Genomic DNA, 14,338 nt, shown 5'->3' with positions numbered 1-14,338 from the left:
GCCATACTGGGTTCCATCGGTCCGCCCCGGGGGCATGCCCGCAGGCAGCGCCGGATTCGCCAGGACCCGCTCGGACCCAACTGATCGCTCGATTCCAAAGGAAAAGGAGTTTCAACCATGACCGCCAACCGCAAGAGGCTGTCCGTCGCGCTGGGCACGGTGTTCGCGCTCGGCGTCGCCGGCCTGGCCGCCACCCGGGGCTTCGAACCCGTCGCGTCCGCCCAGGCGGACGCGCCCGCGCCGGCCGCCGAGGTCGACGTGGCCACCGTCGTCAGCGACTCGATCGTCGAGTGGCAAAACTACTCGGGCCGCCTCGAGGCCATCGACAAGGTGGACATCCGCCCGCTGGTGCCGGGCAAGATCGTGGCCGTGCATTTCAGGGACGGCCAGTTGGTGAAGAAGGGCGACGCGCTTTTCACCATCGACCCGCGCCCCTACGTGGCCGAGGTCGACCGCGCCGCCGCGCAGGTGGCCGCCGCCGAGGCGCGCGCCAGCTACGCCGGCAGCGACGCGGCGCGCGCCGACCGCCTGATCGGCAGCAACGCCATCGCGCGGCGCGACTACGACGAGAAGCAGAACGCCGCGCGCGAGGCCGGCGCCACGCTCAAGGCGGCGCGCGCCGCGCTCGAGGCCGCCCGCGTCAACCTGTCGTACACCGAAGTCACCGCGCCGGTGGCGGGCCGCGTGTCGCGCGCCGAGCTGACCGTGGGCAACATCGTCTCCACCGGCGCGAGCGCGCCGCTGCTGACCACGCTGGTCTCGGTGGCGCCGATCTACGCCGCCTTCGACGTCGACGAGCAGACCTACCTGCGCTACATGCGCAACACCGGCAGGCAGGCCGTGCCGGTGGAGCTGGGCCTGGCCGACGAGAGCGGCTACTCGCGCCGCGGCACCGTGGTCTCGGTGGACAACCGCCTGGACACCTCGTCCGGCACCATCCGCGTGCGCGCCCGCATCGACAACGAGGACGGCTCGCTGGTGCCGGGCCTCTATGCGCGCGTCAGGGTCGGCGGCGGCGAGCCGCACCCGGCGGTGATGATCGACGACGGCGCGGTCGGCACCGACCAGGCCCGCAAGTTCGTGCTGGTGGTCGACAAGGACAGCCGCGCGCAGTACCGCGAGATCCGGCTCGGCGCCATGCACGACGGCCTGCGCGTGGTGGCCTCGGGCCTGAAGCCCGACGAGAAGATCGTCGTCAACGGGGTGCAGCGCGTGCGCCCCAACGACCCCGTCAAGGCCAATCCGGTCAGGATGGTCGACGCCACGCGCGCCACCGGGCCGGCGGCCTGATCCATCGGCCTACGTCGAGAGCGCATCATGAACATCTCCAAATTCTTCATCGACCGCCCCATCTTCGCGGGCGTGCTGTCGATGGTCATCCTGCTGGCGGGGCTGATCGCCCTGACCAAGCTGCCCGCGGCCGAATATCCCGAGGTGGTGCCGCCGTCGGTGGTGGTGCGGGCGCAGTATCCCGGCGCCAACCCGAAGGTGATCGCCGAAACCGTGGCCGCGCCGATCGAGGAGCAGATCAACGGCGTGGAAAGCATGCTGTACATGCAGTCGCAGGCCAACAGCGACGGCAAGATGACCACCACGGTCACGTTCAAGCTGGGCACCGACCCGGACAAGGCGCAGCAGTTCGTGCAGACGCGCGTGGCGCAGGCGCTGCCGCGCCTGCCCGAGGACGTGCAGCGCCTGGGCGTGACCACGGTCAAGTCCTCGCCGACGCTGACGATGGGCGTGAACATCGCCTCGCCCAACGGCCGCTATGACCTGACCTACCTGCGCAACTACGCGCTGATCAACGTCAAGGACCGCCTGGCGCAGGTGCCCGGCGTGGGCGAGGTGGTGATGTGGGGCTCGGGCGACTACTCGATGCGGGTCTGGCTGGACCCGCAGAAGGTGGCGCGCCAGAACATGACCGCCACCGACGTGGTCAAGGCCATCCGCGAGCAGAACGTGCAGGTCGCCGCCGGCATCGTCGGCGCCTCGCCGATGGACGCGGGCGTGCCGACGCAACTGAGCATCAACGCGCGCGGCCGCCTGAAGACGGAAGAAGAGTTTCGCGACATCATCCTCAAGACCTCGGCCGACGGCGCCGTCACGCGCCTGTCGGACGTGGCGCGCGTCGAGCTGTCCGCCTCCGAGTTCGCGCTGCGCGGCCTGATGGACAACCAGCAGGCGGTGCAGCTCATCATCTTCCAGCAGCCCGGCGCCAACTCGCTGCAGATCTCCGACGACGTGCGCAAGATCATGGACGAGCTGCAGAAGGACATGCCCGACGGCGTCAGGTCCGAGATCGTCTACGACCCGACCCGCTTCGTGCGCGAGAGCATCGACGCGGTGGTGCACACGCTGTTCGAGGCCATCGCGCTGGTGGTGCTGGTGGTGATCCTGTTCCTGCAGACCTGGCGCGCCTCGCTGATCCCGCTGCTGGCGGTGCCGGTGTCGATCGTCGGCACGTTCTCGCTGATGCTGGCCTTCGGCTACACCATCAACGCGCTGTCGCTGTTCGGCATGGTGCTGGCGATCGGCATCGTGGTGGACGACGCCATCGTGGTGGTGGAGAACGTCGAGCGCAACATCGCCGAGGGGCTGTCGCCGCGCGACGCGACCTACAAGGCCATGCAGGAGGTGAGCGGCCCCATCATCGCCATCGCGCTGACGCTGATCGCGGTGTTCGTGCCGCTGGCCTTCATGAGCGGCCTGACCGGCCAGTTCTACCAGCAGTTCGCCATGACCATCGCCATCTCGACGGTGATCTCGGCCTTCAACTCGCTGACGCTGAGCCCGGCGCTGGCCGCGCTGCTGCTCAAGGACCACCACGCGCCCAAGGACCGCCTGACGCGCATCATGGACGCGGCATTCGGCAAGTTCTTCGCCGCCTTCAACAAGGTCTTCCAGCGCGGCTCGGCGTCGTATGGCCGCGGCGTGGGCGGCGTCATCAACCGCAAGATGATGATGTTCGTGGTCTACGGCCTGCTGCTCGGCGGCGCCGTGCTGATGGGCAAGGTCGTGCCCGGCGGCTTCATCCCGGCGCAGGACAAGGACTACCTGGTCAGCATCGCGCAGCTGCCGCCGGGCGCCTCGCTCGACCGCACCGACGCGGTGGTGCGCCAGATGGGCGACATCGCCCTCAAGCAGCCCGGCGTGGTCCATCTGCCGCAGTTTCCGGGCCTGTCGGTCAATGGCCTGACCAACTCGTCGAGCAGCGGGCTGGTGTTTCCGGTGCTCAAGCCGTCGAAGGAGCGCGGCAAGGGCGAATCCGCGGCGGACATCGCCGCCGCGCTGAACGCCAGGTACGCCCATATCAAGGGCGCGCAGATCGGCACCTTCCCGCCGCCGCCGGTGCAGGGCCTCGGCACGCTGGGCGGCTTCAAGTTCCAGCTCGAGGATCGCGGCGCGCTCGGCTACGAAGCGCTCAACGACGCCACGCAGAAGTTCCTGGCCGCCGCCGCCAGGGCGCCCGAGCTGGGCCCGGCCTTCACCAGCTTCCAGATCAACGTGCCGCAGCTGGACGTGGACCTGGACCGGGTCAAGGCCAAGCAGCTCGGCGTGTCGATCACCGACGTGTTCGACACCATGCAGATCTACCTTGGCTCGCTGTACGTGAACGACTTCAACAAGTTCGGCCGCGTCTACCAGGTGCGCGCCCAGGCCGACCAGCAGTTCCGCGCCACCGCGGCGGACGTGCTGCAGCTCAAGACCCGCAACGCCGCCGGCGAGATGGTGCCGCTGTCGTCGCTGGTCAAGGTCACGCCTACCTACGGCCCGGAAATGGTGGTGCGCTACAACGGCTTCACCGCCGCCGACATCAACGGCGGCCCCGCGCCCGGCTACTCGTCGGGGCAGGCCAAGGCGGCGGTCGAGCGCATCGCGGCCGAGGTGCTGCCGCGCGGCATCAAGCTGGAATGGACCGACCTGACCTACCAGCAGATCCTGACCGGCAACGCCGCGCTGTGGGTGTTCCCGATCAGCGTGCTGCTGGTGTTCCTGGTGCTGGCCGCGATGTACGAAAGCCTGACGCTGCCGCTGGCCATCCTGCTGATTGTGCCGATGAGCATCCTGTCGGCGCTGCTGGGCGTGTGGCTCACCAAGGGCGACAACAACATCTTCACGCAGATCGGCCTGATGGTGCTGGTCGGGCTGTCGGCCAAGAACGCGATCCTGATCGTGGAGTTCGCGCGCGAGCTGGAGATGCAGGGCCGCACCATCGTGCAGGCCGCGATCGAAGCCAGCCGCCTGCGCCTGCGCCCGATCCTGATGACCTCGTTCGCCTTCATCATGGGCGTGATTCCCCTGGTGACGTCGACCGGCGCGGGTTCGGAAATGCGCCGGGCGATGGGCATCGCGGTGTTCTTCGGCATGCTCGGCGTGACGCTGTTCGGGCTGATGCTCACGCCGGTGTTCTACGTGGCGCTGCGCAAGATGGCCGGCGGCAGGCCGCTGGTGGACAAGCACCACGCCCACACGCAGCCGCTGCATGCCGGGCATGCGCCGGCGGTGCCCGTGGCTTCAGCCGAGTAAGGATCGGGGAGATCATCATGAAGACATCTTCATTCAAGCCGTCGGCCCGCTGGCTCGCGAAGGGTTCGGTGCTGCTGGCGTCCCTGCTGGTGCTGGCCGGCTGCTCGCTGGCTCCGGCCTATGACAAGCCGGCGGTGCCCACGGCGGCCGGCTTCAAGGAAGCTTCGGCCGACTGGACGCGGACGCAGATCAAGCCGGGCGAGGCCGGCACATGGCAACCCGCCAGGCCTTCCGAGGAAGTGGCGCGCGGCGCATGGTGGACCGTGTTCGGCGACGACAAGCTCGACGCGCTGGAACGGCAGGCGCTCGAAGCCAACCAGGACCTGGCCGCCGCTGCCGCGCGCCTGAAGGAAGCGCGGGCGCTCAACCAGGCCGCGCGCGCCGGGCTGTTCCCCACGCTGGACGCGGGCTTCGGCCCGACCCGCGAGAAGCTCTCGGCGGCGTCGCAGCTGCAGCCGGACGGCACCGGCATTCCGCAGCAGACGCTGTGGCGCGCGCAGGCCAGCGCCTCCTACGAGGTCGACCTGTTCGGCCGCGTGGCGTCCTCGGTGGATGCCGCGCGCGCCGACACCCAGCGCGGCGAGGCGCTGTTCCGCTCGGTGCAGCTCGCGCTGCAGGCCGACGTGGCGCAGGCCTATTTCACGCTGCGCGGGCTCGACGCCGAGGCCGAAGTGTTCGCCCATACGGTGAGCCTGCGCGAGCAGGCGCTCAAGCTGGTGCAGAGCCGCTTCGACGAAGGCGACATCAGCGAGCTCGACGTGGCCCGCGCCCGCGCCGAACTGGCCACGGCGCGCGCCGACGCGATGAGCGTGCAGCGCCTGCGCGCGGCCTCGGAGCACGGCCTGGCCGTGCTGCTGGGCAAGGCGCCGGCCGAGTTCTCGATGCCGCCCGCGCCGCTCAAGGCGGTCAGCCTGCGCATCCCGGCCGGGCTGCCGTCGTCGCTGCTGGAGCGCCGCCCGGACATCGCGGCGGCCGAGCGCGCGATGGCCGCGGCCAATGCGCGCATCGGCATCGCCCGCGCGGCCTTCTTCCCGTCGCTCACGCTGACCGGCACCGGCGGCTTCGAGTCGGCCACGCTGGGCGACCTGTTCAAGTGGAGCAGCCGCGCGTTCCTGCTGGGGCCGCTGGCCGGCACCGCGCTGAACATCCCGCTTTTCGACGGCGGCCGGCGCAGCGCCAGCCTGGCCAATGCGCGCGCGGTCTATGAAGAAGACGTGGCCAAGTACCGCCAGCAGGTGCTGACCGCCTTCCGCGAGGTGGAGGACGGCCTGTCCGACCTGCGCATCCTGGAAGCGCAGACGCAGACGCAGGCCGACGCCGTGCAGTCCGCCACGCGCGCTGCCGACATCTCGCGCACGCAGTACCGCGAAGGCGCGATCAACTTCCTCGACGTGATCGACGCCGAGCGCACCGCGTTGCAGACCCGGCGCGCCGCGGTGCAGCTGCAAAGCGTGCAGGCCGCCGCCACGGTCAACCTGATCCGCGCGCTCGGCGGCGGCTGGGGCGATGTGGTGGCGGGCAGCGTGGCGAGCAATTGAGCGCGCCACGAAGCATGCCGCGTTGCTGACAAGGCCGATATTGCCCGCGGTTTGCTCCCCTCTCCCATGCAATGGGAGAGGGGAGCAAACCGCCGGTGCCGCGACGCCCGCGCTCCGTCATCCATCTTTCCCGGCATCCCGGCAGCCAGCCTTTTCTCTTTCTCTTCTTTCCATCACCGGCCTCTTCCATGACCCAACCCGACCCCCACGCCCCCAAGCGTGGCAAGCCACTGATCCTGCTCGCGGTATGCCTGGCCGCCGTGGTCCTGCCGCTGAGCTTTTCCGGCGGCGCGGTATCCACGCCCGCCATCGGCCGCGAGCTCGGCGGCAGCGCCGTGTCGCTGACCTGGATCACCAATGCCTTCATGCTGACCTTCGGCAGCCTGCTGATGGCCGCCGGCGCGCTGGCCGACGTGTACGGGCGCAAGCGCCTGTTCGGCATCGGCATCGGCTTCTTCATCCTGGCCTCGTTCGCGCTGGCCGCGGCGCCGACGGTGGCGTGGATCGACATCCTGCGCGCGGTGCAGGGCATCGCCGCCGCCGCCGCGCTGGCGGGCGGCTCGGCCGCGCTGGCGCAGGAGTTCGAGGGCCACGCCCGCACGCGCGCGTTCAGCATGCTGGGCACCAGCTTCGGCATCGGCCTGGCGTTCGGCCCGCTGCTGGCCGGCGTGCTGATCGATGTCTTCGGCTGGCGCTCGGTGTTCCTGTCCACCGGCCTCATCGGCGCGGCGGCCATGCTGTTCGGCCTGCCGCGCATGCGCGAGACCCGCGACCCCGGCGCGCAGGGGCTGGACTGGCCCGGCACCATCGCCTTCACCGCCACGCTGGCGCTGTTTACCTTCGGCGTGATCGCGGCGCCCGAGCGCGGCTGGTCGAGCGCCGCGGTGGCCGGCTCGCTGGCCGGCGCGGCGCTGATGCTGGCGGTCTTCGTCGCGGTGGAGTCGCGCGTGGCGCGCCCGATGCTGGACCTGAGCCTGTTCCGCATCCCGCGCTTCGTCGGCGTGCAGATGCTGCCGATCGGCACCTGCTACAGCTACATCGTGCTGGTGGTGATGCTGCCGCTGCGCTTCATCGGCATCGAAGGGCTGAGCGAGATCGACGCCGGCATCCTGATGATCGCCTTGTCGGCGCCGATGCTGGTGGTGCCGGTGGTGGTGGCGTCGCTCACGCGCTGGGTCCCGGCCGGCGTGCTGTCCGGCATCGGCTTCCTGGTCGCGGCGGCGGGCCTGCACTGGTTCAGCCTGGTCGAGGTCGGCAGCGCCGGTTTTGCCGTGGTGCCGCCGATGCTGCTGATCGGCATCGGCGCGGGCATGCCGTGGGGCCTGATGGACGGACTCGCGGTGAGCGTGGTGCCGAAGGAGCGCGCCGGCATGGCGACCGGCATCTTCAACACCACGCGCGTGGCGGGCGAGGGCATCGCGCTGGCCATCGTCGGCGCCATCTTGGCCGCCATCGCCAACGTCAGCCTGGGCGCGGTGCTGGCCGAATCCGGCGCCGGCGCCGCCGGCAGGCTGGCCGAGGCGGCGCAGCGCCTGGCCACCGGCGACCTCGCCCATGCCGCGCAGGCGCTGCCGCAGGTCAGCCGCCAGTTGCTGGTGGCCGGCTACGGCGAGGCGTTCCGCATGCTGCTGCACGTGCTGACCGCGGTCACGGTGCTGTCCGCCGTGGCGGTGTTCGGTTTCCTGTCGCGCCCGCCGCGGCGGGACGCGGATGCCGGCGGCGCCGCGGTGCGTCCGAACGCATAGGCGCAGGCCGGGCCGCCGCCGGCCCGGCGCCCGCGCGAAAAAAAAGCGCAGCAAACGCTGCGCTCGAAGCAGAACCGCAATGTTGCCACGGAGAGGAGGCGAACAACAAGCTGGCTGCTTCCTGAAAGACAGAACAGGGCGCCTGTGTCAGGCGCCAGGGCCCCGGGAGGAGGTATCCGGGTCCCGAGACGAACAATAGCAAGCCGCGGCGCGCGGATAAATGGGGTTTGCGCGAACACACTCTTCACGTGGCGACAACAACGGGTGACGACAACTGGCGACAACAACCGGCGGCGACAACCGCGCCGGCCCCCGCCACGCCGCCGCCGCTGATTGCGGCGATTGTTGGCGATACGTAGATAAAGAATCCCTGCTTTCGCCATTTATCGGCGGCGCGTCGACAACGATAATCGCGTCACCGGCCTGCCGAGGGCCCCCGCAGAGGGGCCGGCTGCGCCATCGCGCCGTTGCCGCGCCGTTGCCGCGGCACCGGCTCAAGAACAAACGGAAGACGCTCGCGCGGACGGTTTCACCGCTGCCGCCGCGCGGGACGGCTTTCCAACCCGACCCGAAGAGTTCCCATGTTCTCCAGCTTCCCCTCCTTCCGGCGGTTCTCGCCGCACGCCGTCTCCCTGCTTGCGGCGGCGGCGCTGGCCGGCTGCGCGAGCAGCCCGGTGGCCAGCCCGGCCGATCCGCTGGAGTCCGTCAACCGCGCGGTCTTCGCCGTCAACGAGCAGGTCGACAAATACGTGGCCGAGCCGGTCGCCAAGGGCTACGAGGCCGTGACGCCCAGCCCGGTGCGCACCGCGGTCAGCAATGTCTACGGCAATCTCTCCGACGTCGGCAACTTCGCCAACAACCTGCTGCAGGGCAAGGGCGTGGAGGCCGCGGAGAGCCTGATGCGCGTGGCCATCAATTCGGTGCTCGGCATCGGCGGGCTGATCGACATCGCCACGCCGGCCGGGCTGCAGAAGCACTCGCAGGACTTCGGCCTGACGCTCGGCACCTGGGGCGTGCCCGCCGGCCCCTACGTGGTGCTGCCGCTGTTCGGCCCCAGCACCGCGCGCGACGGCGTGGGCCTGCTGGCCGACCACTGGCTGGCGCCGGTCACTTATCTCGATCCCGCCTGGCGCAACGCGATGACCGGCGCGGGCATCGTCAACGGGCGCGCCAACCTGCTGGGCGCCACCGATCTGCTGTCGCTGGCGGCGCTCGACAAGTACACCTTCGTGCGCGACGCCTACCTGCAGCGCCGCCGCTACCTGCTGCGCGACGGCGCGGACCCGCTGCCGGCCTACGAGGAAGAGGACGAGGCGCCGGCGCTGGCCGCCGCGCCGCCGGCGCCGGACGGCGCCGTGGCCAGCCACGCCGACTAGGCGCCGCGGAGATTCCCTGGGCCGCCGCGCTGGCGGCCGGTTTACCGGAGCGAGGAAATGGATCTGAAGCGTTGCGCGGCCATCGTGGGCGGATGGCTGGCGGTGTGCGTCGGCTGCGGCTGGCTGGCCGGCCAGCTGGCGCAGTGGCTGTCGATGTCCTGAATACATGGCGCGGGCATGGTGCGGCGCCGGGGCGTCGCCGTGCCCCGGCGCCGCGGTGGAACGCACGGCGTTCCACCGCTTGCCGCTCCCGCTTACGGGTTGAAGGTGTCGCCCAGCACCACGCCTTCGCGGCGCGGGTCGGTGCCGCCCATCAGTACCGCCGCGCCGTTGAGCTGGGTGCGGATGATGGAGTTGATGCCGCTCGCCTGCGAACTGGTCGAGACGGTGTGGCCGAGCGCCCGCAGGCCCGCGATCAGCGGGTCGTCGTTGCCGCTGTTGGCGGTGTTGACGTTGGGATGCTCGCCGCCGACCGTGGTGGTGGCGCTGTTGCTGGCGCCGAAGTCCACCAGCCCGGACGACTGCTGCGCGTCGAGGCCCCAGTCCAGCACGCCCACCAGCGTCTTCACCACGTATTGCGGAATGGTGCCGCCGCCCGGCGAGCCGGTCGCCATGAAGAACTCGCCGATGGAACCGTCGGCCGCCTTCTTGAACACCAGCGTCGGCGCCATCGAGCTGCGCGGGCGCTTGCCCGGCGCCACGCGGTTGGCGATCGGGTTGCCGCCGCCGTCGAGCGGATTGGCCGAGAAGTCGGTCAACTGGTTGTTCAGCAGGAAGCCGTTGGTCATGTGGAACGACCCCATGCTCGACTCCACCGTGGTGGTGGCGGTCAGCACGTTGCCCTTGCCGTCGACGATGGTGAACTGGTTGGTGCCGTGCTCGATGAGGTTGGCGTCCACGCCCAGCGGCACCGCGCCGAGATTGCCCGCCGTGGTCACGCCCATGCTCAGCGTCGGGCTGATCAGGGCGGCGCGGCTTTGCAGGTAGGGCTTGTTCAGCATGGTGTCCCAGGTGCCGCCCGGCAGCGGCACGAAGTCGGTGTCGGCCACGTACTTGTCGCGGTCGGCATAGGCCAGGCGCTCCGCCTCGGAGATCAGGTGCACGCCCTGCACGGTCGGCTTGCCGCCTTCGAGGTCGATGGCGGTCGGCTTGAGCGGGGCCAGGTCGAAGTTCTCCAGGATGCCGAGCGCCGAGGCCACGGTGATGCCGCCCGACGACGGCGGCGGCGTGCCGCACACCCAGTAGGCGCGGTAGGTGGTGCAGACCGGGTCGCGCAGCTTGGCCTGGTAGGCGGCGAGGTCGGCCAGCGTGGTCTTGCCCGGGGTGGTGGGATTGCCGTCGGCGCCTTGCGTCGAGCCGATCTTGGCGATGATGTCGGCGGCGATCTGGCCGGTGTAGAGCACGTCGGCGCCGCCGGCGGCCATCGCCGTCAGGGTGCGCGCGTAGGCGGGGTTCTTCAGCAGCGTGCCGAGTGCCTTGGGCGTGCCGTCGGCCTCGAAGAAATAGGCCAGCGCCTCGGGGTCGCGCTTGAGCGCGGCGGCGTTCGACGAGATCGCCTGGGCCAGGCGGCCGCCGATCTTGAAGCCGTTGGTGGACAGCGAGATGGCGTCGCCGAACAGGTCCTTCCAGGCCAGCGTGCCGTGTTCCTTCTGCACCCGTTCGATCAGGCGCGGCACGCCGATGGTGCCGATCGAGCGGCCGCTGGCGCGGGCGCTGGGCTTGGGCGCGGTCTGGTCAGCGACGTCGTCGACGTAGCGCAGGTAGTTGGCGGTGGCCGCGGCGGGCGCGGACTCGCGGCCGTCGTAGGCCTGCACCGTCTTGGCGGCGGCATCGTAATAGATCATGAAGCCGCCCGAGCCGAGGCCGGTGGCTTCCGGCACCGTCAGGCCCAGCACGGCCTGCACGGCCACGGCCGCGTCGGCCGCGGTGCCGCCTTGCTTGAGCACCGTGCAGCCGGCCACGCTGGCCAGCGCGTTCGAGCTGGAGACCATGAACTTCTTCGCGTACACGGGCTTGAGCCCGGTGCGGTAGCCGGAGGCCGGCTCGGGCAGCGCGGGGTCGCCCGGCTGGTCGGAACCCACCACCACGGCGTTGCCGTCGCTGGAGAGGATCTGGCAGCTGGTGTCCGGCACGACGGGCTGGGAGGGGGGCGCGGGCGTGACGGCAACGGGCGGGCTCGGATCATCTCCGCCGCACGAAGCCAGCATGACGGCGGCCAGGACGGCCGCGGCCAACGCTGTAAGCGCCGGTTTGTTCTTGTACATCGTGATTTCTCCCTGGGGGACTATAAAGATGGCCCTCGTGGGGAGCCTGGGGGGGCACCACAAGAGGGAATCATGTTTTTCCGGTGGTGCGGGATGCCCGCGATCCGTTCCCTTTCCCTTTAAATCAGGAACGGCTGCGTGATTCATGGCCCTGCGCCGCGGTCTTTAAATCCGACAAGTTGTTCAAGCCAGCGGGTGGCAATAAAGCAATGGCCAATATGCTCTGGCCTCATATCGAAGTGCTGGCATATGCAACATGCGTACCACCACGCAAATCGGAAGACGGGCCACGAGGTTTTTCCGGGGTGCCGCGGCGCGGTGTGGGAGGCGGGCGCGGAGCGCGCCGGCGCGGGCGTTCCGGGCCGAACCGCGCATCGCCGCGGGTGCCGCGCGATGGCGGATGCGCGCCGGAATCCGTGCGTCGGCATGGCTGCCGGGCGCCGGTTTTCCGTGAGGCGCGCTGGCGCCATTTCATGTCATCTGCCGCGATTCCGGTGCGATCGATTGATGAGTGCGGCAATAATCGGGGCGGCAATTCCCATTGCGATAATGTCTTGCTACATTGGATTTTCCAATGTCGATACATTAACCGGAATGCGTCGGGAGATTCCGATTTTCCGGGTGCCGCGGCGGCGCGAATCCGGGACTGGCGCGAAGGACATGGCAGCGCGCCGCGGCCATTATGTCCACCAGTGGATTTCACTGTTCTGCCGGTGGAGATTCCCGGCGTGGCGATCGTCCGCTATCATCCCGCGCCCCGCGCGGGTCCCGTGGCAATGGCCTGTCACCGCGGCGCGCGAATATTTTCCTAAAGTTCTTCTCCGGCCCGGTCGTTAACCAAGTGACGAAACGGGCGAAGTCCATGATAACGGGGAGATGAAACGATGGCGTTCTTTGGCAACCTGAGCATCCGCGCGCGCCTGGGCGCCGGTTTCGCGGTGGTGCTGGTACTGGCGGCGGCGGGGATCGTGGCGGGGCTGGGCAGCCTGCCGGACGCCGCCGGGGGCGGCCTGGAGCAGGCCGTGTCTTCCGCCCGCGCGTGGATGTACGGCTTGTGGGGGGCCGCGCTGCTGGCCGCCGTGGTCTTCACCTTCGTCATCGCGCGCGGGGTGGAGCAGCCGCTCGGCGAGGCGGTCTATATCGCCGAGACCGTGGCCTCCGGCGACCTGAGCCAGGAATTCGAGACCGAGCGCGGCGGCGAGTTCGGCCGCCTGCTGCGCGGCATGGGCGAGATGGAAGACATGCTGACCGACCTGGTCAGCCGCATCAAGGGATCGACCGATTCCATCACCGATGCCTCCCGGCAGATCGCGGTGGGCAACACCGACCTCTCGCAGCGCACCGAGGAACAGGCCGCGGCGCTGCAGGAAACCGCCTCCAGCATGGGCGAGCTGACCACGATGGTGCGCCAGAACACCGAGCGCGCGCATGCCGCCAACGACCTCGCGGCCAATGCTTCGCAGATCGCCGAGCGCGGTGGCGCCGTGGTCGGCGAGGTGGTGGAGACCATGCACGCGATCAGCGCCAGTTCGAAGAAGGTGGTCGACATCATCGACGTGATCGAGGGCATCGCCTTCCAGACCAATATCCTGGCGCTCAACGCCGCCGTGGAAGCGGCGCGCGCCGGCGAGCAGGGCCGCGGCTTTGCCGTGGTGGCGGGCGAGGTGCGCACGCTGGCGCAGCGCAGCGCGGCGGCGGCCAAGGAAATCCGCGGCCTGATCGGCGATTCGGCCGAGCAGGTGCGCACCGGCTCCGTGCGGGTGGAGCACGCCGGCGAGACCATGCGCGAGATCGTCGAGGCCTCGCGCCAGGTGACGGTCATCCTCAAGGAAATCTCGGTGGCCTCGGCGCAGCAGAGCAGCGGCATCGACCAGGTCAGCCAGGCGGTGATGCAGATGGACACGGTCACGCAGCAGAACGCGGCGCTGGTGGAGCAGGCCGCCGCCGCGTCCACCGCGCTGGCCGAGCAGGCGCAGCAACTGCAGGGCGCGGTCGGCGAGTTCAAGCTGGACTGAGGCGGCCGGGCGGGGGAGAAGACAAGCGCCCGCGAACGGCGCAGACCATCACTTCGCCGATGCGCCGGCCCTCCCCCGGTTGCTCTCCCGCGCGCGGGAGATGGGAGAACACAAGCGTCCCGGATTTCACGGCGCCTTCCCGGCCGCCCGTGCAGTTTGTGCGCCCGTTGCAATTCTTACCGACCTCCCCGCCCATCCTTGCCGTGGCCTTTCCGTGGCCCGCGCGCGGCGGTCCGGGCGCATGGCGCCGGCGCCATGCGCCGCAGCCACTATCCTTGAAGCGGGCATCGAAGTTGCGAACCACGCCATTGCGACGGATTGCCGCGCGCGTGGCCGGCTCGTGGCATGGCGCGTGCCCGGATCGACGTGTCGACGCGCCGCCACCGCGCGGCCACCGCGGCTATCGTGGCCGACCAAAGGAGTGCTCGATGACAAAAACCGTGAAAAGCAGATTGCTGGCGGGCCTGTTGCTCGCCGCGGGGTTGCTGGCCTCGGCGCAGGGCAGCGCGCAGCCCGGGCCCGACCGCGGGCGCGGCTATCAGTACCAGCCCCAGGCGGGTGGCCCGGGGCCGGGCGACGACCGCAACAACGACCGCATGACGCCGCCGCGCTGGCACAAGGGCGACCGGCTCCCGGCCGAATACCGCGACCGCCAGTACGTGGTGGACGACTGGCGCGGGTACAACCTGCCGGCGCCGCCCAAGGGACGCCACTGGGTTGGCGTGGGCGCGGACTTCTACCTGGTGGCGCCCAACGGCGCGATCGTGGACATGGGGCCGGGCCGCTAGGCGGCATCCCGCTCATCCCGCCGTCTTTCTCTGCTGCCCACGCGCCACGCGCGGATGGGCGCGCGGCCGGCGCGCGGTGTTGCCG

Annotated in this window: 8 protein-coding genes; 7 read left to right on the top strand and 1 reads right to left on the bottom strand. The window is 70.1% G+C overall.

The window, feature by feature from the left end:
• The first annotated feature begins 117 nt into the window (after window positions 1–117).
• The 5 genes from K206_RS0110395 to K206_RS0110375 all read left to right on the top strand — a co-directional run bounded on the left by K206_RS0110395 (window position 118) and on the right by K206_RS0110375 (window position 9,186).
• Window positions 118–1,290, top strand: a complete 1,173-nt coding sequence (locus K206_RS0110395; protein WP_020202349.1) for an efflux RND transporter periplasmic adaptor subunit — start codon at window positions 118–120, stop codon at window positions 1,288–1,290.
• A 27-nt stretch (window positions 1,291–1,317) separates the two neighbouring features.
• Entirely contained in the window at window positions 1,318–4,527 is a 3,210-nt protein-coding gene (locus K206_RS0110390) for an efflux RND transporter permease subunit (protein ID WP_020202348.1), read from the top strand.
• Between the two features lie 17 nt (window positions 4,528–4,544).
• Window positions 4,545–6,065 carry an efflux transporter outer membrane subunit gene (locus K206_RS0110385; protein WP_020202347.1) on the top strand — a complete coding sequence of 507 codons (1,521 nt, stop codon included), beginning with the start codon at window positions 4,545–4,547 and terminating at the stop codon, window positions 6,063–6,065.
• Between the two features lie 188 nt (window positions 6,066–6,253).
• Window positions 6,254–7,810: an MFS transporter gene (locus K206_RS0110380; protein ID WP_020202346.1), complete on the top strand. Its 1,557-nt coding sequence runs from the start codon at window positions 6,254–6,256 to the stop codon at window positions 7,808–7,810.
• 581 nt (window positions 7,811–8,391) lie between these two features.
• A complete protein-coding gene (locus tag K206_RS0110375; RefSeq protein ID WP_020202345.1) occupies window positions 8,392–9,186 on the top strand; it encodes a VacJ family lipoprotein in 795 nt (264 codons plus the stop codon).
• Between the two features lie 254 nt (window positions 9,187–9,440).
• Here K206_RS0110375 and K206_RS0110365 read toward each other — a convergent pair whose 3' ends face one another.
• The gene (locus K206_RS0110365) at window positions 9,441–11,450 is read right to left on the bottom strand and encodes a gamma-glutamyltransferase family protein (protein ID WP_043366128.1); all 2,010 of its coding nucleotides are present in this window, start codon (window positions 11,448–11,450) and stop codon (window positions 9,441–9,443) included.
• A gap of 884 nt (window positions 11,451–12,334) precedes the next feature.
• Here K206_RS0110365 and K206_RS0110360 point away from each other — a divergent pair.
• Both K206_RS0110360 and K206_RS0110355 read left to right on the top strand, forming a co-directional pair.
• Entirely contained in the window at window positions 12,335–13,465 is a 1,131-nt protein-coding gene (locus K206_RS0110360) for a methyl-accepting chemotaxis protein (protein WP_020202342.1), read from the top strand.
• 428 nt (window positions 13,466–13,893) lie between these two features.
• Window positions 13,894–14,253, top strand: a complete 360-nt coding sequence (locus K206_RS0110355; protein ID WP_043366126.1) for an RcnB family protein — start codon at window positions 13,894–13,896, stop codon at window positions 14,251–14,253.
• Window positions 14,254–14,338: the final 85 nt, after the last annotated feature.

This window comes from Cupriavidus sp. WS (assembly GCF_000395345.1).
In the GTDB taxonomy this organism is placed as follows: Bacteria; Pseudomonadota; Gammaproteobacteria; order Burkholderiales; family Burkholderiaceae; genus Cupriavidus; species Cupriavidus basilensis_B.
This window is presented reverse-complemented; position numbering and strand designations above follow the sequence as displayed.